Origin of the sequence: Bordetella sp. BOR01, assembly GCF_019218885.1 — a bacterium.
Lineage (GTDB): Bacteria > Pseudomonadota > Gammaproteobacteria > Burkholderiales > Burkholderiaceae_B > Bordetella_A.
Map to the genome: position 1 here is coordinate 740,667 of NZ_JAHUWT010000003.1, position 26,471 is coordinate 767,137.

The 26,471-nt window shown below is 65.1% G+C and carries 22 protein-coding genes; 7 read left to right on the forward strand and 15 right to left on the reverse strand.

Translation table 11 applies throughout. The features are described 5' to 3' along the window. Positions 1-52: 52 nt before the first annotated feature. Positions 53-820: an SURF1 family protein gene (locus tag KW845_RS18310; RefSeq protein ID WP_218370763.1), complete on the reverse strand. Its 768-nt coding sequence runs from the start codon at positions 818-820 to the stop codon at positions 53-55. A gap of 34 nt (positions 821-854) precedes the next feature. On the opposite strand from KW845_RS18310, the gene KW845_RS18315 reads away from it, so the two are divergent. Next, entirely contained in the window at positions 855-1,055 is a 201-nt protein-coding gene (locus tag KW845_RS18315) for a twin transmembrane helix small protein (RefSeq protein WP_209155309.1), read from the forward strand. A 185-nt stretch (positions 1,056-1,240) separates the two neighbouring features. On the opposite strand, the gene KW845_RS18320 is transcribed toward KW845_RS18315, so the two are convergent. From KW845_RS18320 to coxB, 5 genes are all read right to left on the reverse strand, one after another. Continuing rightward, positions 1,241-2,116 (reverse strand): cytochrome c oxidase subunit 3, encoded by an 876-nt coding sequence (locus KW845_RS18320; protein WP_218370764.1) that lies wholly within the window; start codon positions 2,114-2,116, stop codon positions 1,241-1,243. A 40-nt stretch (positions 2,117-2,156) separates the two neighbouring features. Then, complete coding sequence (locus KW845_RS18325; RefSeq protein WP_218370765.1) at positions 2,157-2,381, reverse strand: DUF2970 domain-containing protein; 225 nt, start codon at positions 2,379-2,381, stop codon at positions 2,157-2,159. A 6-nt stretch (positions 2,382-2,387) separates the two neighbouring features. Next, positions 2,388-2,513: a cytochrome oxidase small assembly protein gene (locus tag KW845_RS18330; protein ID WP_218370766.1), complete on the reverse strand. Its 126-nt coding sequence runs from the start codon at positions 2,511-2,513 to the stop codon at positions 2,388-2,390. A gap of 30 nt (positions 2,514-2,543) precedes the next feature. Next, positions 2,544-4,154, reverse strand: coding sequence for a cytochrome c oxidase subunit I (gene ctaD, locus KW845_RS18335; RefSeq protein ID WP_218370767.1), 1,611 nt, complete (start codon positions 4,152-4,154; stop codon positions 2,544-2,546). Between the two features lie 94 nt (positions 4,155-4,248). Next, a complete protein-coding gene (gene coxB, locus KW845_RS18340) occupies positions 4,249-5,406 on the reverse strand; it encodes a cytochrome c oxidase subunit II (protein ID WP_218370768.1) in 1,158 nt (385 codons plus the stop codon). Positions 5,407-5,647: 241 nt separating this feature from the next. On the opposite strand from coxB, the gene KW845_RS18345 reads away from it, so the two are divergent. Then, positions 5,648-6,478, forward strand: coding sequence for an NUDIX hydrolase family protein (locus KW845_RS18345; protein ID WP_218370769.1), 831 nt, complete (start codon positions 5,648-5,650; stop codon positions 6,476-6,478). Positions 6,479-6,570: 92 nt separating this feature from the next. Here KW845_RS18345 and KW845_RS18350 read toward each other — a convergent pair whose 3' ends face one another. The 4 genes from KW845_RS18350 to KW845_RS18365 form a co-directional block, all read right to left on the reverse strand. Further along, the gene (locus KW845_RS18350; RefSeq protein WP_218370770.1) at positions 6,571-8,355 is read right to left on the reverse strand and encodes an IlvD/Edd family dehydratase; all 1,785 of its coding nucleotides are present in this window, start codon (positions 8,353-8,355) and stop codon (positions 6,571-6,573) included. Between the two features lie 66 nt (positions 8,356-8,421). After that, the gene (locus KW845_RS18355; protein WP_218370771.1) at positions 8,422-9,438 is read right to left on the reverse strand and encodes a TRAP transporter substrate-binding protein; all 1,017 of its coding nucleotides are present in this window, start codon (positions 9,436-9,438) and stop codon (positions 8,422-8,424) included. Positions 9,439-9,488: 50 nt separating this feature from the next. Next, positions 9,489-10,769 (reverse strand): TRAP transporter large permease, encoded by a 1,281-nt coding sequence (locus tag KW845_RS18360; RefSeq protein WP_218370772.1) that lies wholly within the window; start codon positions 10,767-10,769, stop codon positions 9,489-9,491. Positions 10,770-10,799: 30 nt separating this feature from the next. Further along, positions 10,800-11,258 carry a TRAP transporter small permease gene (locus KW845_RS18365; RefSeq protein ID WP_370628273.1) on the reverse strand — a complete coding sequence of 153 codons (459 nt, stop codon included), beginning with the start codon at positions 11,256-11,258 and terminating at the stop codon, positions 10,800-10,802. 201 nt (positions 11,259-11,459) lie between these two features. On the opposite strand from KW845_RS18365, the gene KW845_RS18370 reads away from it, so the two are divergent. After that, the gene (locus KW845_RS18370; RefSeq protein ID WP_218370774.1) at positions 11,460-12,488 is read left to right on the forward strand and encodes a LacI family DNA-binding transcriptional regulator; all 1,029 of its coding nucleotides are present in this window, start codon (positions 11,460-11,462) and stop codon (positions 12,486-12,488) included. A 33-nt stretch (positions 12,489-12,521) separates the two neighbouring features. Here KW845_RS18370 and KW845_RS18375 read toward each other — a convergent pair whose 3' ends face one another. Then, positions 12,522-15,086, reverse strand: coding sequence for a cation:proton antiporter (locus tag KW845_RS18375; protein ID WP_218370775.1), 2,565 nt, complete (start codon positions 15,084-15,086; stop codon positions 12,522-12,524). A gap of 165 nt (positions 15,087-15,251) precedes the next feature. Between KW845_RS18375 and KW845_RS18380 the strand changes: the two genes are divergently transcribed. After that, positions 15,252-16,058 carry a phosphodiesterase gene (locus KW845_RS18380; protein WP_218370776.1) on the forward strand — a complete coding sequence of 269 codons (807 nt, stop codon included), beginning with the start codon at positions 15,252-15,254 and terminating at the stop codon, positions 16,056-16,058. 249 nt (positions 16,059-16,307) lie between these two features. Here KW845_RS18380 and rpoH read toward each other — a convergent pair whose 3' ends face one another. Further along, positions 16,308-17,195: an RNA polymerase sigma factor RpoH gene (gene rpoH / locus KW845_RS18385; RefSeq protein WP_218370777.1), complete on the reverse strand. Its 888-nt coding sequence runs from the start codon at positions 17,193-17,195 to the stop codon at positions 16,308-16,310. A 211-nt stretch (positions 17,196-17,406) separates the two neighbouring features. Between rpoH and KW845_RS18390 the strand changes: the two genes are divergently transcribed. Continuing rightward, positions 17,407-17,673 (forward strand): DUF1488 family protein, encoded by a 267-nt coding sequence (locus KW845_RS18390; RefSeq protein ID WP_218370778.1) that lies wholly within the window; start codon positions 17,407-17,409, stop codon positions 17,671-17,673. Between the two features lie 13 nt (positions 17,674-17,686). Here the strand turns inward: KW845_RS18390 and KW845_RS18395 are convergent, their stop codons facing one another. The 3 genes from KW845_RS18395 to KW845_RS18405 form a co-directional block, all read right to left on the reverse strand. Further along, on the reverse strand, positions 17,687-18,379 hold the full coding sequence (locus tag KW845_RS18395) for a hypothetical protein (protein ID WP_218370779.1): 693 nt from the start codon (positions 18,377-18,379) through the stop codon (positions 17,687-17,689). Positions 18,380-18,444: 65 nt separating this feature from the next. Continuing rightward, the gene (fghA, locus tag KW845_RS18400) at positions 18,445-19,299 is read right to left on the reverse strand and encodes an S-formylglutathione hydrolase (RefSeq protein WP_218370780.1); all 855 of its coding nucleotides are present in this window, start codon (positions 19,297-19,299) and stop codon (positions 18,445-18,447) included. A gap of 33 nt (positions 19,300-19,332) precedes the next feature. Next, on the reverse strand, positions 19,333-20,439 hold the full coding sequence (locus tag KW845_RS18405; protein ID WP_218370781.1) for an S-(hydroxymethyl)glutathione dehydrogenase/class III alcohol dehydrogenase: 1,107 nt from the start codon (positions 20,437-20,439) through the stop codon (positions 19,333-19,335). Positions 20,440-20,629: 190 nt separating this feature from the next. Between KW845_RS18405 and KW845_RS18410 the strand changes: the two genes are divergently transcribed. Beyond that, on the forward strand, positions 20,630-21,373 hold the full coding sequence (locus KW845_RS18410; protein WP_218370782.1) for a hypothetical protein: 744 nt from the start codon (positions 20,630-20,632) through the stop codon (positions 21,371-21,373). Between the two features lie 345 nt (positions 21,374-21,718). Continuing rightward, complete coding sequence (locus KW845_RS18415) at positions 21,719-26,455, forward strand: glutamate synthase-related protein (protein ID WP_218370783.1); 4,737 nt, start codon at positions 21,719-21,721, stop codon at positions 26,453-26,455. Positions 26,456-26,471 lie beyond the last annotated feature (16 nt).

Genomic DNA, 26,471 nt, shown 5'->3' on the forward strand with positions numbered 1-26,471 from the left:
TCGCGAGCCACGGATTGTTTTCCTGAGAATCGTATTGTGGGTAGAACAGGCGTCAGCCCGCCGGACGGCTGCGCCGCAGGCCGCGCCAGGCCACCACCAGCCAGGCAATGGCGGCAATGGCGGCGAACGAGAACCACTGCAGGGCATAGCCCTGGTTCTGGTCATAGTCCACCGAGGGTTGCGGCCAGTCGCGCACCAGCCCGTCGTCACCGCGGGTCTGCATCAATACCGTCGGCAACAGCGTCAGGCCGGTGGCTTGCGCATAAGCCGACAGTTCAAGGTTCTGTACCTGCGGCACGACGCCGCCGGCCACCGGCAGTGTAGCGGGCAGTTGGCCTTGCTGCGAACCGCCCAGGGCCCAGAGCTCGAACAAGCGCGGCACGCGCGGCGATAGCTCGCCGGTGATGCCGTGCTGGCCGTCCGGCGTGGCCGGCAGTGGCGGGCTGGCCTGGCCCGGTTCGGCACGCGGCAGCCAGCCGCGCAGCACCAGCACCGCGCTGTGGCGCGCGGGGTCCAGCAACAGCGGCGTGGCCAGCCAGTAGCCCGGCCTGCCTTCCTGATTGCGGTTCTGCAGTAGTACGCTGTACTGGGCCAGCCATTGCCCGTTGGCCCGGGCCGGGCGCCAGGCGCCCAGTTCTGCCGGTGCGGTGGCCGGTGCCAGGGCCAGTGGCGGCTGGGCACGGCCGGCCTGGATCGCCGCCAGGATGGCCCGGCGCTCGTCGGCACGCCGCAACTGCCACGCGCCCAGCGAAGCCAGGATCGCGACAGCCACGCCCAGCAGCACCAGGGCTGCCAAGGTACGGCGAACTGAATGAGCCATGTCTGCAATAATCCCGTTTTACCCGGAGGCCAAAATGCGCGTAATCGTCGCCCTGGCTTTCATCGGTATCTTGGCCAGCCTGGCATCAGCCCTGGTCTACCTGATGAGGGACAAGGGCACCACCAACCGGACGGTCAACGCACTGACCGTGCGTATCGGGCTATCGGTAGCCCTGTTCCTGTTCGTTCTGCTGGCCCATCACCTGGGCTGGATAGAAAGTACAGGCATTAGATAGGAACCGGATCGGCCGGTTCCGGTTTTTCGCAGGCCAAGCCAGCGGCCCTGCCAGCGTGCGATGCCCCCTCGCGGGGGCATTTAGCGCACCGGCCTGCCCGAAGCGGGGACGCGCGGATCCGGCTTTGCCGGTCCGCAGCGTCGCCCCCTGGGGGGTAGCGCGCAGCGCTTCGGGGGGACTACTTCCTAGAACCAGTACACGAACAGGTACAGGCCCAGCCAGACGACGTCGACAAAGTGCCAGTACCAGGCCGCGCCCTCGAAACCGAAATGGTGCTCGGCGGTGAAGTGGCCCCGCATCAGGCGGATCAGGATGACCGTCAGCATGGTGGCACCCATGATGACGTGAAAGCCGTGGAAGCCGGTAAGCATGTAGAACAGCGAACCGTACACGCCCGAGTTGAATTTCAGGTTCAGCTCGGTGATGGCGTGGTGGTATTCGTAGGCCTGACAGGCCACGAACACGAAGCCCAGGATCACCGTGGCCAGCAGCCAGAGCTTGGTCTTGCCGCGGTGGTTCTCGCGCAGCGCGTGGTGGGCAATGGTCAGCGTCACGCCCGAGCTCAGCAGCAGCGCGGTGTTGATGGTGGGCAGCCAGAACGGGCCGACCGTCTGGAAGTGCTCGACGATGCCGGCCGGGCCGAAGTTGGGCCAGGTTCCCTGGAAGTCGGGCCACAGCAACATGCGGTGGTCGAAATCGGACAGCCACGGCGTGGTGATGGTGCGCACATACCACAGCGCGCCGAAGAAGCCGGCGAAGAACATGACTTCCGAGAAGATGAACCAGCTCATGCCCCAGCGGTACGACAGGTCGATGCGCTTGCTGTTCAGGCCGCTCTCGGATTCATGGATGGCGTCGCCGAACCAGAAATACAGCACGGTGACCAGGCCGATGACGCCGGCCAGCACCAGCCACTTGCCCCAGCTGACATCGTTGACCCAGGCGGCCGCGCCGATGCCCATGGCCAGCAGGGCCAGGGCGTTGCGCACGGGATGGCCCGAATCCGCCGGTACGTAGTAGTACGGTGCCTCTTTACCTTGAACCGAGTGGCTTGCACTCATGGTCTTCTCCCTGGTACTGATTTGTTGAAATGCTTGCTGCTTACGTCAGGCTGGCAACGGCCCAGCGCACGATGACGACCAGCACCAGCACAAATATCACTCCGGCCAGCAGGCCCGCCACGATCAGGTGCACGGGGTTGAGCTTGCTGCCATCTTCTTCGTAGCCCGCACCCCGGCGCACGCCGAACATGCCCCACAGCACCGCCTTGAGCGTCTGCAGGAAATTCAGCTTGCGGCGCGAGGCGTCGCGGATGTCGTGTGTCATGTGCCCCTACTTGACGGCCGTACCGGTCATGATGGCCGAGCCGCGAAAGAACGTCCAGGCGAACACGGCAATGACGATTGCCAACAGGATCAGCCCGACAGTCTTGTTGCGGCGGCGTTGTTCAGGGGTCATGACTAGCTTACTTTACCTTCCGTTTATCGCTTACTTCACTTCCGGGGGCGTGATGAAGGTGTGGAACGGCGCGGGCGAAGGCACGGTCCATTCCAGGCCTTCAGCGCCTTCCCAGGGTTTGGCCGAAGCCACTTCGCCCTTGCCGCGGTAGCAGCGCAGGATGGCCCACAGGAAAATCAGCTGCGACAGGCCGAACCAGAACGCGCCTATGGTCGCGATCTGGTGGAAAGTGGTGAACTGCGCGGCGTAGTCGGCATAGCGGCGCGGCATGCCGGCCAGGCCCAGGAAGTGCATCGGGAAGAACGTGATGTTGAACGAGATCAGCGTCGACCAGAAGTGCAGCTTGCCCAGCTTCTCGTTGTACATGCGGCCCGTCCACTTGGGCACCCAGTAGTAGGCGCCGGCAAACAGGGCGAACAGCGAGCCGGCCACCAGCACGTAGTGGAAGTGCGCCACCACGTAGTAGGTGTCGTGCACCTGGATGTCGATCGGGGCCACCGACAGGATCAGGCCGGTGAAGCCGCCCATGGTGAATACGAAGATGAAGCCCACCGAGAACAGCATGGGGGTTTCGAAGGTCATCGAGCCGCGCCACATGGTGGCGATCCAGTTGAACACCTTCACCCCGGTGGGGATGGAGATCAGCATGGTGGCGTACATGAAGTACAGCTGGCCGGTGACCGGCATGCCGGTGGTGAACATGTGGTGCGCCCACACGATGAACGACAGCACGGCGATGGCCGAGGTGGCATACACCATGGATGCATAGCCGAACAGCTTCTTGCGGGCAAAGGCGGGCACGATGGCCGACACAATGCCGAAGGCCGGCAGGATCATGATGTAGACCTCGGGGTGCCCGAAGAACCAGAACACGTGCTGGTACAGCACCGGGTCGCCGCCGGCGGCGGCGTTGAAGAAGCCGGTACCGAAGTGGCGGTCGGTCAGCACCATGGTGATGGCGGCGGCCAGCACGGGCATCACGGCGATCAGCAGGAAGGCGGTGATCAGCCAGGTCCAGCAGAACAACGGCATCTTCATCAGGGTCATGCCGGGCGCGCGCATGTTCAGGATGGTGACGATGACGTTGATGGCGCCCATGATGGACGAGGCGCCCATGATGTGGATGGCGAAGATGGCCAGGTCCATGCCGGGGCCCATCTGGCCCGACAGGGGCGCGTACAGCGTCCAGCCCGCGGCGGTGGCGCCGCCGGGCACGAAGAACGACGCGGTCAGCATGATGGCGGCCACCGGCAGCAGCCAGAAGCTGAAGTTGTTCATGCGCGCAAACGCCATGTCGGATGCGCCGATCTGCATCGGGATCATCCAGTTGGCGAAGCCCACGAACGACGGCATGATGGCGCCGAACACCATGATCAGGCCGTGCATGGTGGTGAACTGGTTGAACAGTTCGGGCTGGAAGAACTGCAGGCCGGGCTCGAACAGCTCGGTACGCAGCAACAAGGCCAGCGTGCCGCCTTCAAGCAGCATGACGAACGAGAAGATGAGATACATCGTCCCGATGTCTTTGTGGTTCGTGGCGAATAGCCAACGACGCCAGCCGGTAGGCATGGCGTGGTGGTCATCGTGGTCGTGACCGTGACTGTGGCCGGGCGACACGTGGTCTACAGTGGCGCTGCTCATGATGGACTCCTTCCTGCTGATTGCCGGTCTCGGTCCAGGAGGCCGGCAGGTGTCTCTTGACGGGTTCTGCTAACAGGGGAACGGGGCCGCGCGATCAGCGCGCGGCCACGACGTCCTTGGGCTGCACCACGGGATCTTCACCCTTGCCCGCATTGCTCCAGGCATTGCGCGTATAGGTAATGACCGCGGCGACTTCGACATCGTTGAGCTGGTCCGCGAAGGGCGCCATGGCCGTACCGGGACGGCCATGCAGCACGGTCTTGATTTGCGCATCTTTCGGGCCCAGGACGGTCTTGTCGCCGTCGAGCGCGGGGAAGGAACCGGGCACGCCCTTGCCGTTGGCCTGGTGACAGGCCACGCAGTTGGCGCCGAAGACTTTCTCGCCACGGGCGATCAGCTCTTCCTTGGTCCATTCTTTGTTGGGATCGTCGGCGTTGGCCGCCAGCTTCTTTTTCTGCTCTTCGGCCCACTTGCCGTAGTCTTCTTGCGACTTGACCTCGACCACGATGGGCATGAAGGCGTGGTCTTTGCCGCACAGTTCGGCGCACTGGCCGCGGTAGATACCGGGCTTCTGGGCACGGAACCAGGTGTCGCGCAGGAAACCGGGGATGGCGTCTTGCTTGACGCCGAAGTCGGGCACCATCCACGAGTGGATGACGTCGGCGGCGGTCAGCACGATGCGCACTTTCTGATCAACCGGCACCACCAGGTGGTTGTCGACTTCCATCAGGTAGAACTCGCCCTTGGGCTCGCGGCCTTCGATCTGGGCGCGCGGCGTAGCCAGCGTGGACAGGAACTTGACGCCGGTGGCTGGGCCGTCGATGTATTCGTAGCCCCACTTCCATTGGTAGCCAGTGACCTTCACGGTAAGGTCGGCGCTGGAGGTGTCTTTCATGGCGACCACGGTCTTGGTGGCCGGCAGCGCCATGGCGATGACGATGATGAAGGGGATGACGGTCCAGGCGACTTCCACGCCCAGGTGCTCATGGAAAGTGGCGGCCTTGTGCCCGCGCGACTTCCGGTGCGCCCAGATGGAATAGAACATCACGCCGAACACGCCGATGAAGATCACGCCACAGATGATCAGCAACAGCCAATGCAGCCACATGACGTCTTGCGCGATCTGGGTCACGCCTTCGTGCAGGTTGAGCTGGTTGACTCTCGGGCCGCCGGGCATGTCTTGTACCTGCGCGTTGACGACACTGCCCGAAAGCAATGCACAGGCGCCCAGTATCCCTCTCCACTTCTTCATGCTTACCTCGAAACACGGCGCGGGCGTTCCCGCGCCCCTTGGTTCAGGCACGGAATACACGCAATTTATTAGACGGCAGGTACGAGCCCACGCTGACAACAGCCGGTCTGCCCCACTCGAATCACAAAGAAACCGCAGAATTATAGCGGACGCGCAACCCGATGTAATTTAGGGCTCTTGAATCATGCCTGGATGCCCCCATTTGGAGCCGCCTTGTCGAGCCTACACTAAAATCTGCGCCATGCCGAAAAGCCCACCCCACGACGATCCGGCGCGCCTGGCCGCGCTATACACGCAATTGGCCGCGCGCGTACAAGAACATCCACCCGAGCTGGCCCGACCGCTGTATATCGCCGACCGTTGCTGCGGCTGGGCCACGCATGCTGCTTGCGATGCCCTGGGCCGCCTGGCGCGGGTGCGCGTGCAAGCCGATGCCTTGCGCATAGGCAGCGGGCTCGAAGCCGGGCCGGACCTGACCGCATTGCTGGCCGACGTCGCGCAGGCGCTGCGCGCGGCCGATTGCCTGCGCGGCTGGCGCGATGAATTGCTGGATGTGACGGCCGCCGAAGAATGCCTGGGCGTCATCGAGCGCGCCGCCATGCGGCCGCTGGGGCTGTTGACGCGGGCGGTGCACCTGAACGCCTGGACCCCCGACGGCCGCTTGTGGATTGCCCGGCGGGCACTGAGCAAATCCACCGATCCCGGCATGTGGGACACCTTGGTGGGCGGGTTGGTCAGCAGCCAGGAAGACCTTGAGCAGGCGCTGCTGCGCGAATGCGCCGAAGAAGCCGGGCTGGACCCCGCCCCGCTGGCCGGCCGCTCGCCGCTGCGCACGATCCTGCGCATGCACCGCCGGCTGCCCGAGGGCTACCAGGTCGAAGACTTGCTGACCAGCACCTGCGTGCTGCCGGCCGGCACCCAGCCGGCCAACCGCGATGGCGAAGTCATGGAAATCGCGCACGTCGCCGTGAGTGAAGCCGTGCGCCACATTGCCGACGGCGAATTCACCGTGGAAGCCTCGCTGGTGATCCTGGAAGACATCATGCAGCGGCGCGCGCACGGGGAAATCTAGCGGCGCAGCAGTCCGGCAGGTGGCCAACAGCAGCAGGTGTCAGGCTCCGCAGGTGCCTGACACCTGGCCGCATCCGGCCATATCCGCGCGGCTCAGTGCGAATGGCGCGGGTCGCCCCGCGTCTCGACCACCCGCAGATACAGCGTGGCCGGCTCCAGGCAACCGCCCGTGGACAACTGCCCCACCAGTTGCCGGTAGATTTCTTGCCAGGGCGTCTGCGACGGCGGAATCGGCAAGGGCTTTGCATTGGCCTTGCGCCGCGCCATCTCGCCGGCATCCACCAGCAGGGTGACCGAGCGCTGGTTCAGGTCGACACGCAGGCGATCGTTGGTCTGCAACAGGCCCAGGCCGCCACCCACCGCGGCTTCGGGCGACATGTTCAAGATAGACGGGCTGGCCGAGGTGCCGCTCTGGCGCCCATCGCCCAGGCAGGGCAAGGAATCCACGCCGCGCTTGATCAGGTGCGCGGGCGGCGCCATGTTCACCACCTCGGCGCTGCCCGGATAGCCCACGTCGCCGCAGCCCCGGATCACCAGGATGCAATGCTCATCGATATTCAGCGCCGGGTCTTCGATGCGGGCATGGTAGTCCTCGGGGCCGTCAAAAACGATGGCGCGCGCCTCGAAGGCATTCTCGTCGCCGGGCGATTCCAGGTATGAACGCCGGAATGCCTCGCCCACCACCGACATCTTCATGATGGCGCTGTCGAAGAAGTTGCCCGACAACACGATGAATCCGGCGCGATGCAGCAGCGGCGCCTGATAGGCGCGGATCACATCGCGGTCGTGCGCCGCCGAGGCCGCCGCGATATCGTTCACGGTGCGGCCCGATACCGTCAGGCAGCCGCCATGCAGCCGCCCTGCCGCCTGCAGTTCGTGCAGCACGGCGGGCACGCCGCCTGCGCGGTGGAAGCTTTCTCCCAGGTATTCGCCGGCCGGCACGCAGTTCACCAGCAGGGGAATGTCTTCCCCCAGCCGCTGCCAGTCCGCCAGCGACAAATCGACGCCAGCGTGGCGGGCAATGGCGATCAGGTGGGGCGGGCAGTTGCTCGAGGCCCCCAGCGCCGAGGCCACCACGATGGCGTTCTCGAACGCCTGGCGGGTCAGGATATGCGACGGGCGCAGGTCTTCCCGCACCATGTCACAGATGCGCATGCCGGTGGCGTAAGCCATCTGCCCGCGTTCCCGGTATGGGGCGGGGATGCTGGCGCAGCCCGGCAGCGACATGCCCAGGGCCTCGGCCAGCGAGTTCATCGACAAGGCCGTGCCCATGGTGTTGCAGTGCCCCACGGATGGCGACGAGGCCGTGGCCAGCGTCATGAAGCCTTCGTAATCGATCTTGCCGGCGGCCATCAGGTTGCGTGCGTGCCAGATCACCGTACCCGACCCCACCCGCTTGCCTTCGTGCCAGCCGTCCAGCATGGGGCCGCCCGACAGCACGATGGCGGGAATATCGACCGTGGCGGCGGCCATCAGGCACGCCGGCGTGGTCTTGTCGCACCCCGTGGTCAGCACCACGCCATCCAGCGGATAGCCGTGCAGGATCTCGACCAGCCCCAGGTAGGCCAGGTTGCGGTCCAGGGCGGCGGTGGGCCGGCGCCCCTGCTCGGCCAGCGGATGCACCGGGAACTCCATGGGAATGCCGCCCGCATCGCGTATGCCGGCCTTGATGCGGTCCGCCAATTGCAGGTGGTGCCGGTTGCAGGGCGTCAGGTCACTGCCGGTCTGGGCGATGCCGATGATCGGCCGGCCCGATTGCAGCTCGCCGCGCGTAATGCCGGAATTCAAGTAGCGCTCGACATAGATCGCGGTCATGTCGGCGTGGGAGGGGTCGTCGAACCATTTCTGGCTGCGCAGCTTGCGGGGCGTCTGGGGCATGGCGAATCTACGATGCAACGGTAAGCGATGAAGCCGGGCCCATGCGGGCCCGGCACGACGCGCGCATCAGCCGCGCGCTTTCTGGATTTCGTCTTGCAGTTCCTTGACCAGCTCAGGGCCCAGTTCCTGGGTGTACTTGTCCACCACGGGCTGCACCTTCTGCCGCATGCGGGCGATTTCCTCATCGGACACGACATTGATCTTCATGCCGTGCTCTTTCAGGGTATCCATCGCCTTCTTGGAATCGGCGCGGCTATCCTTGCGTTCGAAATCGCGCGAAGCCACGGCGGCCTGGCGGATCAGCTTCTGCTCGTCGGGCGAGAGCGTGTCCCACCATTTCTTGGACGCCAGCACCACCCATGGGGTGTACACGTGGCGCGTCATGGTCAGGTACGGCTGCACTTCATAGAATTTACTGCTTTGTATGGTGGTCACGGGATTTTCCTGGCCATCCACCGTACGGGTCTCCAGGGCGGTAAACAATTCCGAGAACGGCATGGGCACGGCATTGGCGCCCAGGGCGTTGAACACCCCCAGGGCCACCTGGTTCTGCATCACGCGCAGCTTGATGCCTTCCAGGTCTTCGGCCTTGACCACGGGGTGCTTGGAATTGGTCAGGTTGCGAAAGCCGTTTTCCCAGTACACCAGGCCCACCAGGCCCTTGGTCTCCAGCTTCTTCAGCAGGCGTTCGCCTAGCTGGCCGTCCAGCACGGCATCGGCTTCCTGGTCGCTGTTGAACAGGAACGGCAAGTCGAACACGCCGAATTCCTTGACCATGGTGGCCAGCGGCGCGGTCGAACCCACCATCATTTCCTGCACGCCGCCCGCCAGCGCGCTTTGCATCTGTTCGTCCGAGCCCAGGCTGGCCGAGCCGAACGTCTTCATCTTCATCTTGCCGCCGCTGAGCTTTTCGAGCTCTTGCGCCAATTGCCGCGCGGCGCGGCCCTGGACGCTATCGTCGTTCAGGCCATAGCCGAAGCGGATGAGCCGCGGCTTGATGTCCTGCGCACCGGCCACACCGGCGGCCACGCAGGACGCGGCCATCGCCAGGGCCAATAGGGTGTGCTTGCAAGTCTTGTACATGATGCTCCTCCTTTGGTTGCTCAATAGCGCTGGCGGCGGTCGTTGCCGTTCTAGTAAAGCCAGCGCGCGGGTACGGTGATCAGCTCCGGGAAGATCACCAGAATGACGATCAGGGCGGTATAGGCGGCCACATAGCGCCACACGCCCCGGCAGATGGTTTCCATATTGATGCGCGCCACGCCGCACACCACGTTCAGCACGGTGCCGACGGGCGGGGTCAGCAGGCCCACGCAGCCCACCATGACGAACATCACGCCGAAGTAGACGGGATCGATCCCCGCCTTGGTGATCACCGGCATCAGTACCGGCGCCAGGATCAGGATGGTGGGGGTCAGGTCCATCACGGTGCCGACCAGGGTCAGCAGCACCATCAGGTAGAACATCAGCATCTTGGGCTGATCGAGTACCGGATCGAGCAGCGTGATCAGGTCCTGGGGCATGTCGGCCAGGGTGATCATGTACGACGACACCATGGCCGCGGCCACCAGGAACATCACTACGGCCGTGGTGCGCGCGGCGCTGATGAACAGGCGGCCGAGATCGCGCACGGTGATCTCGCGGTAGATGAACAGGCTGACCACCAGCGCATACACGGCGGCCACCACGGCAGCCTCGGTGGGCGTGAAGACGCCGCCGCGCAAGCCGCCGATGATGATCACGGGCAGCATCAGCGCCCATATGGCCTGCCGCAACGCACGCAGGCGTGCCCCCCAGGACTCGCGCGGCGTGGGCGCCAGGGCGCCGTGCCGGCGCGCCACCCAGGTCCAGACGGCAACCAGGGTCAGCCCCATCAGCAGGCCCGGCGCGATACCGGCGAAGAACAGTTTGGTAATGGACACATTGGTGGCCACGCCGAAGATGATGAACGAGATCGATGGCGGGATGATGGGCGCGACGATGCCGCCGGCGGCGATCAGGCCCGAGGCCTGTTCCGCGCTGTAGCCCTTGTCGCGCAGCATGGGGATCAGCAGCGTGCCCAGCGCGGCCGCGTCGGCCACCGCCGAGCCCGACAACGCGGCCAGCAGCACGCTGGCGAAGATGGCCACATAACCCAGGCCGCCCCGGATGTGGCCCACGAACATGCCGGCCAGGTTGACGATGCGGCGCGATATGCCGCCGGCGTTCATCACTTCGCCAGCCAGCATGAACAGCGGCACGGCCATCAGCGTGAAGCTGTTGGCGCCCGACAGCATGTTCTGCGCCAGGATCTGCGAATCGAAGAAATTCAACTGGAACATCAGGGCGACCGCGCTGAGCAGCAGCGCGAACGCGATCGGCATGCCCAGGGCGATCAGCCCCAGCAGCACGGCCAGGAATAGGGTCAGTGTCATGGTAAGGCGTGCGTAGAGTCGGGGCGGCGCTCAGGCGAGCGGGTCTTCGGGACTGGCATCCAGGGGCGGTTCGCCGCCGGCCAGGATCCGGGCCAGGTCGACCAGCACGATCAACCCCATCGCCACGGCGGCGTACAGTACGGCCGCATCGAACACGGCCATGGGCAGGCCGGTGACCGGCAGGCGGGTATCCATGCCGATGACGGTCTGTTTCCAGCTTCCGTCGGCCATCAGCCACAGCACCCACAGGGTCAGCAACTGGCAGGCAATGTGGGTGAGCTTGCGAGCCCCCGGCCCAAAACGCTGCACCAGCATCGTGACGCCGATGTGCTGGTGCTCGCGCAGCGCCAGGACGGCACCCAGGAAGATCAGCCACACAAAGGCCAGCCGCGACAACTCGTCGGACACGTTGATGCCGGAATTGAACAGGTAGCGCAAGGCGACATTGCCGAACAGCAGCACGACCATGGCGGCCAGGCAGGCCACCATCAGCCAGGTCTGCAGTCGGCTGCAGGCATCGGCAGTGCGCGCCAGCCACGTGCGCACGCCACGGGCCCGGTGCCGGGAAGCAGGCGGCATGGGTTGTCTCCGATTGATATTTTTCAAATGTTGGGCGATGTTAGCGCTAACATATGGCGACTGTAAAGCCCTTCCGGCAGACTACGCACTTTTCCTGACACGGACCCCGACATGTCGGCACGCAAGCCCCGCAGCACCCGCGATGGCCGCGTCACCATGCAACAGGTGGCGCGCCGTGCGGGCATCAGCGCCATTACCGTGTCGCGCGCCTTGCGGGTGCCCGACAAGGTGGCCCCGGCGCTGCGCGAACGCATCCTGCGCATCTGCCAGGAACTGGGCTACGTACCCAACCACGCCGCCAGCGCCCTGGCCTCGTCGCGCTCGCGCATCGTGGTGGCGCTTATCCCATCGCTGAGCAATGTGGTCTTCGTGGACATCATCGCCGGCATCAAGGAAACCCTGGATGCGCACGGCTATCACATGCTGGTGGGCGTGACGGGTTATTCGCTGGATGCCGAAGAAACCCAGTTGCGTACTTACCTGCAGCACTCGCCCGATGGGGTCATCCTGACCGGTGTCGACCATACGCCTGGGGTGTGGCAATTGCTGCGTTCGGCAGCCATACCCGCGGTGCACACCATCGAGACACTGCCCGCCCAGTCCGGCGACCTGAGCGTGGGCTTCTCGCAGTTCGACTCGGGCCTGGCCGCCTGCCGCCACCTGATCCAGCGCGGCTACCGGCGCATCGGTATCGTGGGCGCCCAGCTCGACCCGCGTTCGCTGCGGCGCTGCGAGGGCGCGCGCAAGGCGCTGCGCGAGGCGGGCCTGTACGATCCGGCGCTGGAAATCATGACGCCCCAGAAATCGTCCATCGGCCTGGGCGCGGAACTGCTGGACCAGGTACTGGATACCCACCCCGATTGCGACGGGCTGTTTTTCTGCAACGACGACCTGGCGCAAGGCGCGGTATTCCAGTGCGCCCGGCGCGGCATCGAGGTACCGGCGCGCATGGGGCTGGTCGGATTCCACGATTTCGCCGGCACGGCCTGGACCACGCCGCCCTTGTCCACCATCGCCACGCCGCGCTATCAAATCGGCCTGACGGCGGCAGCATTGCTGTTGCAGCAATTGACCGGGCAGCCACCGGCCCAGCCGCATGTAGACCTGGGCTTCAGCCTGGTGCAGCGGGAAACGACTTAGGCAGGGCCTGGCCCTGCCGCCCTTGTGCCATCTTCAGGCGTCGGCCGGCGCCGGCGGGGTGGTCGGCGGCAATGGGTTGGCGGGTGCCGGCGGGGTCGTGGTGCCGGTCTGGGAAAACTGCTTCCATACCTCGATGGCGCGCAAGCGCTGCTTGGCCACTACCTGGATGCGTTCGCGCAGGTTGGGATCGCGCGCCAGCAGCGCCTCGAAGTCGCGCAGCGACAGCATCAACAGCTTGCTGTAGCCCAGCGAATGCACGTCAGGATTGATCTGCTGCTCGCCCAGCAGCGCCAGTTCGCCAAAGAACTCGCCGCTACCCAGTTCGATGGCCGTGCCATCGGGCAGTTCGACCGATACCGCGCCGGAAGCCACGAAACACATTTCCAGCCCGTGCCGCCCGCCCGTCAGCACGGGCTGGTCGGGCAGCGCCAGGCGCGGCTTGAGCAGCTTGCTGATGGCGCGCAATGAGTCGGGGCTCAGGCCTTCGAACAGGGGCACACGGGTGATCAGTTCAGCCGCCCCCAGTTCCATGTCCAGGGGGGGATGCCGGTCGATGTGGCGCCAGCGGCTTTTCAACTGGCTCATCAGGTCGGCATAGACCTCGCCGCTGATCAGGAATTGCTCAAGCATGTCGTGATAGCGAATGCGCTCGAGCTCGCGCGCAGTGCGGCCCAGGTGGCTTTCCTGCAGCCACAGGGCGTACGACGGGTACTGCAGGTTGAGCGCCTGCAGGGCGTGCTCGATCAGGTCCAGGCGGCGCTGGTGCGCGGCCATGATCTGCTGGGCCGCCGCTTCGCCCAGCAGGGGCGCGATCTGTTCGCGCGCGAATACGATCAGGCGCTGCGCCACCGACCGCTTGGTCATCAGGTTGGCGAAGCGCTGCCCCAGCTCGCGCGCCATCCAGCCCTGGAAGCCGAACATGTAATGCGTGCGCAGCGCCAGGCGAAATGCAGTTGAATAGCGCACGTCGGCCTCGATGCCGCGCTCGAAGCCTTCCAGCCCGCCGGTGCGCACCGCGTCTTCCAGGCGCTCGGAGCGCGCCAGCAGCGATTCGGCCATGCGCCAGTCGACGATCTGCGCCTTCAAGACATCGAACAGCATTTCCTGCTCGCGCTGCGCCACGATGGCCAGGCCCACCGCCACGCGCTGCTCATCGGTCATCTGGCTGAGCTGACCATCGTGCACGCTGGCCAGGCTGGCATCGAACACGGCATGGATGCGCTCGCTGGCCTCGGGACTGATGTGGTCGGTCTTGGCGACCTCGTCGGTCTTGTCCTGCAGGTCTTCCAGGGCCACCACCAGCGCCTGGTTGCGTATCGTGCGCTCCACGGGCGACAACTGGTTCAGTCCCAGCATGCGGATAAGCGGGCGCAGGGTGATGCCGTTGACGAACAGCGTAACCAGCACGAAGCCCGTGGTTACCACGGCGATGAACTGACGCGCCTCTTCAGGCACCGCATCTTGTTCGGTAACGGCCAGCGCCAGCGCCAGCGACACGGCGCCGCGCAGGCCGCCCCACAGCATCACCGTTTTGTAGGGCGTGCTGACCTTGGTGCCCAGCGGCGTCAAGCCCAAGAGCGGCAGCAGGCCGAACACCACAATGGCGCGCGCGGCCAGCGTCACCACGAACACCACGATCACCAACAACATTTCTTCCGGATCGGCCGCCGCCATCAGCTTGGGGATCAGCATGGCCGCGAACAGGAAGATCAGCGAATTGGCCCAGAAGCCGAATTGTTCCCACGAACTGGCCAGGTGCTCGAACGTGACCGGCGACATGCGAGTGCGCCCGGTCGAACCCACCACCAGGCCGGCCACCACCGTGGCCACCACGCCCGATACGCCCAGGTAGTGTTCCGAGATAAAGAAAGACAGGTATGCCAGCGTCAGGGTCAGCGTGATTTCGGCGGTGGGAAACCCGCGCAGCCAGGCAAACAGGAAGCACGCGCCGCGCCCCATGACAAAGCCGGCAATGCCACCGCCCACGAAGTGGAAGACGAAGTCGTTGAACACGCCGCCTACCGACAGGGTGCCCTTGCCGCCCAGCACGGCCAGCAGCACCGAATACAGGGCGATCGACGCGGCATCGTTGAACAGGCTTTCGCCTTCGACCAGAGTGGTCAGGCGCTTGGGCGCGCCCACCTCGCGAAAGATGCCCACCACGGCCACCGGATCGGTGGTGGCCACGATGGCGCCCAGCAGCAGGCAGGCCACCAACCCATAGGAAGACACGGCGTTGACCGCGAAACCAACCACCACCGTGCACACCACCACCGCCACGATCGCCATCATCAAGATGGGGCCGATGTCGTCCATCAAGCGCCGCACGTTCATGGCCAATGCTGTCTCGAACAGCAGCACGGGCAGGAACACCATCAGGAAGGTTTCCGACGAAATCTCGAAACGCTCGATGGTGTCGAACAGGTCGCCCAGCACCGGGGGCGCCCAGCCGTGCAGGTGCAGGCCTATGCCCAACAGGCAGCCCACAATGGCCAGCAGCACCGAATACGGCAGCTTGACGCGTCCGGCCAAGGGCGGCATGAAGCACACCAGCGTCAACAGGCCAGACAGGCCGAACACAATGAAACCAATATCCATGAAGCGCGGCCGGATAATGCACGTATCGTACGGAACGACAAGAATAGCTTTTTTTGCCGCCGGGCCGCGACGTCCACGTTTCGTTACGCGTCGCCGCGTACGCCGTATCCGGCGCCCGCGCTTTTTCGGTAAGGTACTCACGTTTCTGATACGCAGGAGAGCGCCTTGCCGGCCTCGACTTCCAGCGCCGGCCGCGCCGACGCCCCCATCCTGGTGGTGCAGCTCACCGACACGCATCTGCTGGCCGAGCCAGAGAGCGTGGTGTGCCAGGTCAATACCGATGCCAGCCTGCGCACCGTGCTGGACCTGGTGCGCGCCAATGGCCACCGGCCCGACCTGCTGCTGGCCACCGGCGACCTGTCGCAAGACGGCTCGCCGGCTGCCTATCAACGGCTGCGAGACCTGCTGGAACAGACTGACTGGCCCGTGCGCTGCCTGCCTGGCAACCACGACGAGCCCCATGCCCTGCGCCATGCCCTGGGCCTGTGGACGCAGCCGGTGACCGACATCGGCGCCTGGCGCATCATCCTGCTGGACTCCACCGTACCGGGCTCTGACGGCGGCCATATCGACGACGCGCAGTTCGACCTGCTGGAACGCGCCGCAGCCCTGGCGGGCGATCGCCACATATTGGTGGCCCTGCACCACAACCCGGTGCAAATGGACAGCAAGTGGCACGACAGCATGATGGTCGACAACGCCCAGGCCCTGTTCCAGCAACTGGCCACCCTGCCACGCACGCGCGTACTGCTGTGGGGCCATGTGCACCAGGCGTTCGACCGCCGGCGCCATCACCTGCGCATGCTGGCCACGCCATCGACCTGCTTCCAGTTCGCCATACGCGATGGCCGGCATGTGCTGGACGATGCCACGCCGGGCTACCGTTGGCTGAAGCTGTATCGCGATGGTTCGCTGGCTACCGGCGTGCGGCGCATCGACACCGCCGCGTGGCGCGACGTGCTGGCGGCCTGAAGCAAGGGCCTTTGTGGCCAGGCAAAAAAAATGGGGCACCGATATGCTAGGTGCCCCGCAAGCATCCGTTTCATAGGGGAGGGGAAAGAGGAGAAGCCGAAACGGATGACAAGACTGCTGTACCGGGTACCGGTAATGCGGTCTACAGAGATTTAGGCGCCTGGATAAGGATTAAGTTTCCAGGGCCATGAAATTGGGCGGCACGAATTTGAATCAGATTGTTTCTGCGCCGCCGGGCGCCGCCAGGCTTCAGGCGGGCGCCAGCGTGCCGCGCATCTTCTTCAGGGCTGCAGACTCGATCTGGCGAATGCGTTCGGCCGACACGCCGAATTCTTGTGCCAGTTCCTGCAGCGTGATGCCGCCGTCGTCTTGCAGCCAGCGGGCTTCGATAATGCGGCGCGAACGGGGGTCGAGCGCCTGCAGGGCATGGCCCAGGCCGGCCCCTTGCAGTTCGTCGTGGTCGCGACGGTCGAGCACCCGGGTGGGTTCCTGGCGGCCTTCGTCGGACAGGTAGGCGATGGGAGCATAGGACTCGTCGTCGTCATCCTGTTTTTCCAGCGACAGGTCGCGGCCGGACAGGCGCACTTCCATTTCGCTGACATCTTCGCGCCGGACGTTCAGTTCCTGGGCGATGTGGTCTACCTGATCGGGATCGAGCGTCTGGCCGTCGGGCCGCATGCTGCGCAGGTTGAAGAACAGCTTGCGCTGCGCCTTGGTGGTGGCCACCTTGACCATGCGCCAGTTGCGGATGATGAATTCGTGGATTTCGGCCTTGATCCAGTGCACGGCAAACGACACCAGGCGCACGCCACGTTCCGGGTCGAAGCGCTTGACGGCCTTCATCAGGCCGACGTTGCCTTCCTGGATAAGGTCGGCGTGCGGCAGGCCATAGCCCAGGTATTGGCGCGCCACCGATACCACCAGGCGCAGGTGCGACAGCACCAGTTCACGGGCGGCGTCGAGGTCATCGCGGTCGCGCAGGCGGCGGCCCAGTTCGGTTTCGCGTTCGGCGGTCAGTACCGGCAGGCGGTTGACGGCCGAAATGTAGGCTTCAATGGTACCGAGCGAGCCTGGATTGGCGATGGCCAACGCCAGGGCGTTGCCGGACAGGGCCAACGAGCTGCTGGGTTGTTTCATGGCTGCGGTCTCCAGGATAAGAGGGACGACGATATCAGATTGATGTTAGCACTCTCTATGTACGAGTGCTAATTCGACTGCTGCAATGCGGCGGAGTTCCCGCTGCGGGCCTGGGCCGTCCCTTATTTGTACCGCCCGGCACGCCGCTTGCCGCGCCTTCGGTTCCGGGCCGGGCGGCGCCTGCCGCGCGCCCACCACGCAAGGAGCCTGCATGAGTGCATTCGCCAAAACTACCCACGCCCGCGCGCAGGGTGATGACGTCTTCTTCGAGTTGGAGACCGATGGCGTTACCCGGCCGTTTGAAATTTCAGGAGATGCCTTGCGCCGCTATTTTGGCGCCGCCGATGACAGCGGCAGCGAATTGCTACGCGCCTTCGAGCAGGCCCGGGAAAAAATCCAGGCGCTTGCGAAGAAGGCGCAATGGGTGCCCTCGGACGGCCCCATCAAGCTGGGCACAGGCGATTTCGACGACGGTTGACGCAACCAGCCCCCTACCAGCCCAGGCGGCGCAAGGCCTCTTCGGTAGCCTGCCCGTCGGGGCGGATGACGACGGCGCCGCGCGCGTCCATGAATACGCGGTAGCGCGCGCCGTCCACCATCGGCATGTAGGCGGCACTGCCGTACTGCACGTCGACAAACGGCAGCCAATTGGGAAAAACGCGCTTCAGGGTCGCCAGGTCGGGCACCGGCCAGTCGGACAGCGCGTGCACGGTGCGCGGTTCGCTCTGTTCGCGCGCCACGTCGCTGTAGCGCCCGGCTATGCGCTCGAACGCATACAGCGGTGGCACCCCGGCCAGCAAGGCCGGCAGGCGCCAACGCACCACCTTGGCATCGATCTGCCATTGGTCGCCGGATAGGGGGTAGATGCGCGGCGTCGCCCCCAAAGGCGCCTGTGCGGTCAGCAGGAACTGCCCTGGGGCCTGTTCGTGGATCTGCACGCTGGCCACGGGCACATCGGTGGTCAGGCGCACGAACTGCACCAGGGTCAGCGCCAGCATGGCCGACACGCCCGCCAGGGCAACCAGCAGGACACCGCACAGGCGTCGCACAGGCCGCAGCCGGAACGCCCTGCGCCCGCTGGCATCGCGCGGCCCGCCGCGGCCACACAGCAGCACCAGGCCAGGCAGCAGCACGATCAGGGCCGCCAGGGCCATCCAGATGAAAGGGGCAAAACCATTGATCACTAGGCAATCCTCAAGGGCGCAAGCGCCGGCCGGGTGACCGCGGCAGCCAGGGCGGCGCTACATATCTATATATATTGGTCGGCGTGAAAGCGAAGATGGTCCTGCATGAAGGTCGAAATGAAGTAGTAGCCGTGGTCGTAGTCGGCGTGGCGGCGCAGTGTCAGGGGCTGGTTGGCCTGCAGGCAGGCCTGTTCGAACACGTCGGGGTACAGCTGCTCGGCCAGGAATCCGTCGGCCAGGCCCTGGTCGACCAGGATGCCGCGCGGAAACGGCCGGCTGGCGCGCGTCATGATCTCGCTGGCGTCGTAGGCCTTCCACGCTTCAGTGTCGGGCCCCAGGTAGCCGCTGAACGCCTTGTGCCCCCAGGGGCAGCGCGTGGGCGCCGCGATGGGTGCAAAGGCCGATACGGACCGGAACCGCTGCGGATGGCGCAGCGCCAGTACCAGGGCGCCATGCCCGCCCATGGAATGGCCAAAGATCCCGGTGCGCTGCGGATCGCCAGGCAATTGGCTGGTGGCGATGCCGTACAGCTCGTCGGCCACGTAGCTTTCCATGCGGTAGTGGGCGCGCCACGGCTCGGCGGTGGCATCCAGGTAGAAGCCCGCGCCGGTGCCGAAATCCCAGTCCTGGTCTTCGCCGGCAATACCCGCCCCGCGCGGGCTGGTGTCAGGCGCCACCAGCATCAGCCCATGTTCGGCGGCCAACCGCTGCGCGCCGCCCTTGATCATGAAGGTTTCTTCGGTGCAGGTCAGGCCCGCCAGGTAGAACAAGACCGGCACGCGGCCCTGGCCTTGTTCGGCCTGCGGCGGGATGTACACCGAGAACCGCATGGGCAGGCCGATCTGCGCCGAGGCGTGGCGATAGTAGCGCTGCCAGCCGCCGAAACAGCGATGCTGCGAAATCAGTTCGAGATCTGCCATGGCCCATGTTTCCTTGCTGACGAGATGGAGCGCTCAGTACAGCACCACTGAACGGATGGATTCGCCCCGCTTCATCAGGTCGAAGCCTTCATTAATGCGTTCCAGCGGCAGGGTGTGGGTGATCAGGTCGTCGATATTGATCTTGCCTTCCATGTACCAGTCGACGATCTTGGGCACGTCGGTACGGCCGCGCGCGCCACCGAAGGCCGAGCCTTTCCATTGGCGTCCGGTCACCAACTGGAACGGACGGGTGCTGATCTCGGCACCGGCCTCGGCCACGCCGATGATGATCGACTGGCCCCAGCCCTTGTGGCAGCATTCCAGCGCCTGGCGCATCACCTTGGTATTGCCGATGCACTCGAACGAGTAGTCGGCGCCACCGTCCGTCAGCTGGACGATTTCGTCGACGACGTTCTCGACGTCTTTGGGGTTGATGAAATGGGTCATGCCGAACTTGCGGGCCATGGCCTCGCGTTCGGGGTTCAGGTCCACGCCGATGATCTTGTCTGCCCCCACCATCTTGGCGCCCTGGATCACGTTCAGGCCGATGCCGCCCAGGCCGAACACCACCACGTTGGCGCCCGCCTCGACTTTGGCGGTGTACACGACCGCGCCCACGCCCGTGGTGACGCCGCAGCCGATATAGCAGATCTTGTCGAACGGCGCGTCTTCACGCACCTTGGCCACGGCGATCTCGGGCACCACGATGTGGTTGGCAAAGGTGGACGTGCCCATGTAGTGGAACAGCGGCTTGCCGTCCAGCGAGAAGCGCGAGGTGGCGTCCGGCATCAGGCCCTTGCCCTGGGTGGTGCGGATGGCCTGGCACAGGTTGGTCTTGCGCGACAGGCAGAACTTGCACTGGCGGCATTCGGGCGTATACAGCGGAATGGCATGGTCGCCTTTTTTCAGGGACGTAACGCCCGGCCCCACATCGACCACGATGCCCGCGCCCTCGTGCCCCAGGATGGCCGGGAACAGGCCTTCCGGGTCGGCGCCCGACAGAGTGTAGTAATCGGTGTGGCAGATGCCGGTGGCCTTCACCTCGATCAGCACCTCGCCAGCGCGCGGCCCGTCCAGGTCGACTTCTTCGATGGTAAGCGGGGCACCGGCTTTCCAGGCGACGGCGGCTTTTGTCTTCATGCGAGGCTCCCAGGATATCTACGGCTACTGCGTTTCAACGCCCGATGTTAACCTGCATGAGCAGGCCGGCCCGCACAGGCTTTGTGCAAATGTTTGTCTGGAAGGCTTGACCCCTCGACGGTTATGGCACTATTTATATATAGTTGATCGACCCTAACGTTCTTTGGGCTGCGCACGCCCCCCCGACCCTATGGCCCGTCTGCCCCGTTTGTACGCCCCCGGGCTGCCCCAACTGGTGCAGGCCAATTTCGTCCAGCCGCTGGCCGCGCCATCGCAGCCGGCGCCGCAAGACGTCCTGAATCAACTGGCCACCTGGCTGGGTGATTCCGCCCAGCGGCACCGCGTCGCGGTGCACGGCTGGGTGCTGGCCAACGACCGCATCCTGCTGCTGGCCACCCCTGCCGACGAAGAAGGCCTGCCGCGCCTGATGCAGACGCTGGGCCGCAACCTGGCCGCCCGCCTGCGCGGCGGCCGTGTGTTTGCCGGGCGCTACCGGTCGGCCCTGCTCGAACCCGGCGTATGGGTGCTGCCCGCGCTGGTCTGGCTGGAAACCTATCCGGTGCGTAGCGGCAGCGCGCACGACCCCGATTCCTGGCCCTGGTCATCGGCCGGCAGCCACACCGGCAACACGGCGGCGGCCGCCCCGCCATCGCCATGGCAGTCCGACCACGCCGATTACTGGGCGTGCGGCAATACGCCATTCGATCGCCAGGCCAACTATCGCCGCCGCCTGCAAGAAGGGCTGTCGCGCGAACAAAGCCAACGCATCGACCAGGCCGTGTCGGGCCAGTGGGCCTTGGGCGGGCCCGCGTTCATTGCCAGCCTGGCCCATACCGCCAGCCGCCGCGTGGCTCCCGGCCAGCGGGGCCGGCCGCGCAAGAAACCCGTCGAACCCCAAGCCGGCATCGAACCCAACGGCACCCCCGGCACCTGAGTTTCCCGGCTCTTCCTTTTTCCGCGATGCAACATGACGCGCTGCCTGCACCATACGTGTGCACCCATGCGCTGTCGTGCCGTGAATTCGCCACAAAATTATAGGGACGCATTCCGTGCTTTCCACCTAAAAACATAGTGGAATCCACTACGGAGAATTGACACCTTTCATCAATCCTTTGATTTAAATATGTTTTTAATGCGTCCCTTTATATTTACATCAACCACTTGATATTTATTATTTAGGGACACACCCTATTTGTTTTTATTGCGCCCCCTGCCGTGCCGCAGTATCGTCGTGCCCTTGCACTGCAACATTCCGACGCAGGTCACTGCGGAGCGCGCCATGTCACCTACTTCCCAAGATACTTCCTGTCGCCCGGCCGCGGCGCCCATCGATGCCAGCCGCATCGGGCTGCCGGCACCGCAAGGCCTGTACACCCCCGACCATGAACACGACGCCTGTGGCGTGGGTTTCGTCGCCCATATCAAGGGGCGCAAAAGCCACGCCATCATCCAGCAGGGCCTGAAGATCCTGGAAAACCTGGACCACCGTGGCGCCGTGGGGGCCGACAAGCTCATGGGCGACGGCGCCGGCATCCTGATCCAGATTCCCGATACGCTGTACCGTGACGAAATGGGCCAGCAGGGCGTAGTGCTGCCCCCGCCGGGCGAATACGGCGTGGCCATGGTGTTCCTGCCCAAGGAAACCGCTTCGCGCCTGGCCTGCGAACAGGAACTCGAGCGCGCCGTGCGTGCCGAGGGCCAGATCGTGCTGGGCTGGCGCGATGTGCCGGTGGATGTCGACATGCCCATGTCGCCTACCGTGCGCTCGGTCGAACCGGTGATCCGCCAGTTGTTCATCGGGCGCGGCGCCGACGTCATGGTGCCCGACGCGCTGGAACGCAAGCTGTACGTCATACGCAAGACGGCCAGCCACGCCATCCAGGCCATGCGCCTGGCCCACGGCAAAGAATATTTCGTGCCCTCGGCCTCGGTGCGCACCGTGGTCTACAAGGGCCTGTTGCTGGCCGACCAGGTGGGCCGCTACTACCGCGACCTGGCCGACCCGCGCACCGTGTCGGCCGTGGCCCTGGTGCACCAGCGCTTCTCGACCAACACTTTCCCGGCCTGGCCGCTGGCCCACCCCTATCGCATGATCGCGCACAACGGCGAGATCAACACGGTCAAGGGCAACTTCAACTGGCTGCGCGCCCGCGAAGGCATGATGCAGTCGGCCGTGCTGGGCGACGACCTGAAAAAGCTGTACCCCATCGTCTACGAAGGCCAGTCCGACACCGCCACGTTCGACAACTGCCTCGAGCTGCTGGTGAACTCGGGCTATTCGCTGGCCCACGCCATGATGATGATGATCCCGGAAGCCTGGGAACAGCACACGCAAATGGACGAAAGCCGCCGCGCGTTCTATGAATACCACGCGGCCATGATGGAACCCTGGGACGGCCCGGCAGCCGTGGCCTTCACCGATGGCCGCCAGATCGGCGCCACGCTCGACCGCAATGGCCTGCGCCCGGCACGCTACCTGATCACCGACGACGACATGGTCATCATGGCGTCGGAAGCCGGCACGCTATCCATTCCCGAAAACCGCATCATCAAGAAGTGGCGCCTGCAGCCCGGCAAGATGTTCCTCATCGACCTGGAACAAGGCCGCATCATCGACGATGCCGAGATCAAGCTGCAGCTGGCCAACAGCCGCCCGTACCGCCAATGGATCGAGCGCCTGCAGATCAAGCTGGAATCGCTGCCCGCGCCCAAGCAGGCCGCGCCGGCCACGCAGTCGTCGGTATCGCTGCTGGACCGCCAGCAGTCCTTTGGCTGGACCCAGGAAGACTACAAGTTCATCCTGGAACCCATGGCGTCCACGGGCGAGGAAGTCATCGGCTCGATGGGCAACGATGCGCCGCTGGCCGTGCTGTCGAACCGCGCCAAGCCGTTTTACAACTACTTCCGGCAGTTGTTCGCCCAGGTTACCAACCCGCCCATCGACCCCATCCGCGAACAGATGGTGATGTCGCTGGTGTCGTTCATCGGCCCCAAGCCCAACCTGCTGGACATCAATAACGTCAACCCGCCGCTGCGGCTGGAAGTGTCGCAGCCCGTGCTCGATTTCGCCGCCATGGCGCAGATCCGCGACATCGAACAGGTGACCGGCAAGAAGTTCCGCAGCTACGAGCTCGACATCACCTATCCGGCCGCGTGGGGCTCGGAGGGCATCGAGGCGCGCGTGGCGGCCCTGTGCGCCCGCGCCGTCGACGCCGTGCAAAGCGGCTACAACATCCTGATCGTGTCCGACCGCCTGGTCGACAGCGAGCGCGTGGCCATCCCGGCGCTGCTGGCCACCTCGGCCGTGCACCAGCACCTGATCCGCGCCGGCCTGCGTACCGCCACCGGGCTGGTGGTGGAAACGGGCTCGGCCCGCGAAGTGCACCATTTCGCGCTGCTGGGCGGCTACGGCGCCGAAGCCATCCACCCGTACCTGGCGCTGGAATCGCTGGGTCGCATGGCCGACCCCGAAAAAGCCGTCAAGAACTTCATCAAGGCCATCGGCAAGGGCCTGAACAAGGTCATGTCCAAGATGGGCATCTCGACCTACATGTCGTATACCGGCGCACAGATTTTCGAAGCCGTGGGCCTGCAACGCGCCCTGGTCGACAATTACTTCACCGGCACGGCCTCGAATATCGAAGGCATTGGCATCTTCCAGGTGGCTGAAGAAGCGCTGCGCCAGCACCGCGCCGCATTCAGCACTGATCCGGTGCTGGCCAACGACCTGGACGCAGGCGGCGAATACGCCTTCCGCGTGCGCGGCGAAGAGCACATGTGGACGCCCGACTCCATCGCCAAGCTGCAACATGCCTCACGCGCCAACAACTACCGCACGTACAAAGAGTACGCGCAGATCATCAACGACCAAAGCCGCCGCCACATGACGCTGCGCGGCTTGTTCGAGTTCCGCTTCGATCCGACGCGCGCCATTTCGCTGGACGAAGTCGAGCCTGCCAAAGACATCGTCAAGCGCTTCGCCACCGGCGCCATGTCGCTGGGCTCCATTTCCACCGAAGCCCACACGGTACTGGCCGTGGCCATGAACCGCATCGGCGGCAAGTCGAACACGGGCGAGGGCGGCGAAGACGAACTGCGCTACCGCGCCGAGATGCGCGACGGCAAAAGCACCGTCAAAGACGGCGACACGCTGGCATCGCTGCTGGGCAATGAACGCATCGAGGCCGACGTGCCCCTGAAGGCCGGCGACTCGCTGCGTTCACGTATCAAGCAGGTGGCCTCGGGCCGCTTTGGCGTCACCGCCGAATACCTGGCCAGCGCCGACCAGATCCAGATCAAGATGGCGCAGGGCGCCAAGCCGGGCGAAGGCGGCCAGTTGCCCGGCCACAAGGTGTCGGAATACATCGCCAAGCTGCGCTATTCGGTGCCCGGCGTGGGCCTGATCTCGCCGCCCCCGCACCATGACATCTATTCCATCGAAGACCTGGCGCAGCTCATCCACGACCTGAAAAACGTCAACAGCAAGTCGTCGATCTCGGTCAAGCTGGTGTCCGAAGTGGGTGTGGGCACCGTGGCGGCCGGCGTGGCCAAGGCCAAGGCCGACCATGTCGTGATCGCCGGCCACGACGGCGGCACCGGCGCTTCGCCCGTATCGTCGATCAAGCACGTGGGCACGCCCTGGGAACTGGGCCTGGCCGAAACCCAGCAGACGCTGGTGCTGAACCGCTTGCGCAGCCGCATCCGCGTGCAGGCCGACGGCCAGATGAAAACCGGCCGCGATGTCGTCATCGGCGCGCTGCTGGGCGCCGATGAATTCGGCTTCGCCACCGCGCCGCTGGTGGTCGAGGGCTGCATCATGATGCGCAAGTGCCACCTGAATACCTGCCCCGTGGGCGTGGCCACGCAAGATCCGGTGCTGCGCCGCAAGTTCCAGGGCAAGCCCGAGCACGTGGTGAACTTCTTCTTCTTCATCGCCGAAGAAGTGCGCGAAATCATGGCCCAGCTGGGCATCCGCAAGTTCGACGACCTGATCGGCCGCGCCGACCTGCTCGACATGCGCGCCAGCATCGACCACTGGAAAGCACAGGGCCTGGACTTCGCCCGCGTGTTCTACCAGCCGCAGATCGATACCGAAAAGCGCCAGACCGAAGCGCAAGACCACGGCCTGGCCGGTGCGCTGGACCACCTGCTGATCGAACGCAGCAAGCCCGCGCTGGAGCGCGGCGAAAAAGTGTCGTTCATCACGCCGGTACGCAACCGCAACCGCACCGTGGGCGCCATGCTGTCGGGCGCGCTGGCGGCGCGCTACGGCCACGAAGGCTTGCCCGACGACACCATCCACATCCAGTGCAACGGCACCGCGGGCCAGAGCTTCGGCGCGTTCCTGGCGCACGGCATCACGCTGGACCTGGTGGGCGAGGGCAACGATTACGTCGGCAAGGGCCTGTCGGGCGGCCGCATCATCGTGCGCTCGCCCAACGACTTCCGCGGCTTCGGCCCCGACCACATCATCGTCGGCAACACCGTGCTGTACGGTGCGCTGGCGGGCGAGGCCTTCTTCAACGGCGTGGCCGGCGAACGCTTTGCCGTGCGCAACTCGGGCGCGGCCGCGGTGGTAGAAGGCACCGGCGACCACGGCTGCGAATACATGACCGGCGGCACGGTCGTGGTGCTGGGCAGCACGGGCCGCAACTTCGCGGCCGGCATGTCGGGCGGCGTGGCCTACATATGGGACCCCGACCGCAGCTTCAAGCACCGCTGCAACCTGTCCATGGTCGAACTCGAGGCCATTGCGCCGCACGCCGAGCAGCAGGCGCAGAACAGCCGCGAAGGCTGGCACAGCGCGCAGCGCGGCGGCGAGCGCGAAACCGACGAAGCCATCCTGCGCCGGCTTATCGAAGAACACTTCCGCTACACCGGCAGTTTCCGCGCCCGCGAAATCCTGGGCGACTGGGAAGCCTCGCGTGGCAAGTTCATCAAGGTCATGCCGACGGAATACCGCCGTGCATTGGGCGAAATGTGGCGTGCAGCCAACCCGGAACAACTGGCTGCCTAGGGCCTGAGGATCTACC

Excerpts from the sequence above, each read along its gene's own strand:
- KW845_RS18310 (WP_218370763.1), bottom strand. The coding sequence starts at position 820 with ATGGCTCATTCAGTTCGCCGTACCTTGGCAGCCCTGGTGCTGCTGGGC.
- KW845_RS18315 (WP_209155309.1), top strand. The coding sequence starts at position 855 with ATGCGCGTAATCGTCGCCCTGGCTTTCATCGGTATCTTGGCCAGCCTG.
- KW845_RS18320 (WP_218370764.1), bottom strand. The coding sequence starts at position 2,116 with ATGAGTGCAAGCCACTCGGTTCAAGGTAAAGAGGCACCGTACTACTAC.
- KW845_RS18325 (WP_218370765.1), bottom strand. The coding sequence starts at position 2,381 with ATGACACACGACATCCGCGACGCCTCGCGCCGCAAGCTGAATTTCCTG.
- KW845_RS18330 (WP_218370766.1), bottom strand. The coding sequence starts at position 2,513 with ATGACCCCTGAACAACGCCGCCGCAACAAGACTGTCGGGCTGATCCTG.
- ctaD (WP_218370767.1), bottom strand. The coding sequence starts at position 4,154 with ATGAGCAGCGCCACTGTAGACCACGTGTCGCCCGGCCACAGTCACGGT.
- coxB (WP_218370768.1), bottom strand. The coding sequence starts at position 5,406 with ATGAAGAAGTGGAGAGGGATACTGGGCGCCTGTGCATTGCTTTCGGGC.
- KW845_RS18345 (WP_218370769.1), top strand. The coding sequence starts at position 5,648 with ATGCCGAAAAGCCCACCCCACGACGATCCGGCGCGCCTGGCCGCGCTA.
- KW845_RS18350 (WP_218370770.1), bottom strand. The coding sequence starts at position 8,355 with ATGCCCCAGACGCCCCGCAAGCTGCGCAGCCAGAAATGGTTCGACGAC.
- KW845_RS18355 (WP_218370771.1), bottom strand. The coding sequence starts at position 9,438 with ATGTACAAGACTTGCAAGCACACCCTATTGGCCCTGGCGATGGCCGCG.
- KW845_RS18360 (WP_218370772.1), bottom strand. The coding sequence starts at position 10,769 with ATGACACTGACCCTATTCCTGGCCGTGCTGCTGGGGCTGATCGCCCTG.
- KW845_RS18365 (WP_370628273.1), bottom strand. The coding sequence starts at position 11,258 with ATGGTGGCCTGCCTGGCCGCCATGGTCGTGCTGCTGTTCGGCAATGTC.
- KW845_RS18370 (WP_218370774.1), top strand. The coding sequence starts at position 11,460 with ATGTCGGCACGCAAGCCCCGCAGCACCCGCGATGGCCGCGTCACCATG.
- KW845_RS18375 (WP_218370775.1), bottom strand. The coding sequence starts at position 15,086 with ATGGATATTGGTTTCATTGTGTTCGGCCTGTCTGGCCTGTTGACGCTG.
- rpoH (WP_218370777.1), bottom strand. The coding sequence starts at position 17,195 with ATGAAACAACCCAGCAGCTCGTTGGCCCTGTCCGGCAACGCCCTGGCG.
- KW845_RS18390 (WP_218370778.1), top strand. The coding sequence starts at position 17,407 with ATGAGTGCATTCGCCAAAACTACCCACGCCCGCGCGCAGGGTGATGAC.
- fghA (WP_218370780.1), bottom strand. The coding sequence starts at position 19,299 with ATGGCAGATCTCGAACTGATTTCGCAGCATCGCTGTTTCGGCGGCTGG.
- KW845_RS18405 (WP_218370781.1), bottom strand. The coding sequence starts at position 20,439 with ATGAAGACAAAAGCCGCCGTCGCCTGGAAAGCCGGTGCCCCGCTTACC.
- KW845_RS18410 (WP_218370782.1), top strand. The coding sequence starts at position 20,630 with ATGGCCCGTCTGCCCCGTTTGTACGCCCCCGGGCTGCCCCAACTGGTG.
- KW845_RS18415 (WP_218370783.1), top strand. The coding sequence starts at position 21,719 with ATGTCACCTACTTCCCAAGATACTTCCTGTCGCCCGGCCGCGGCGCCC.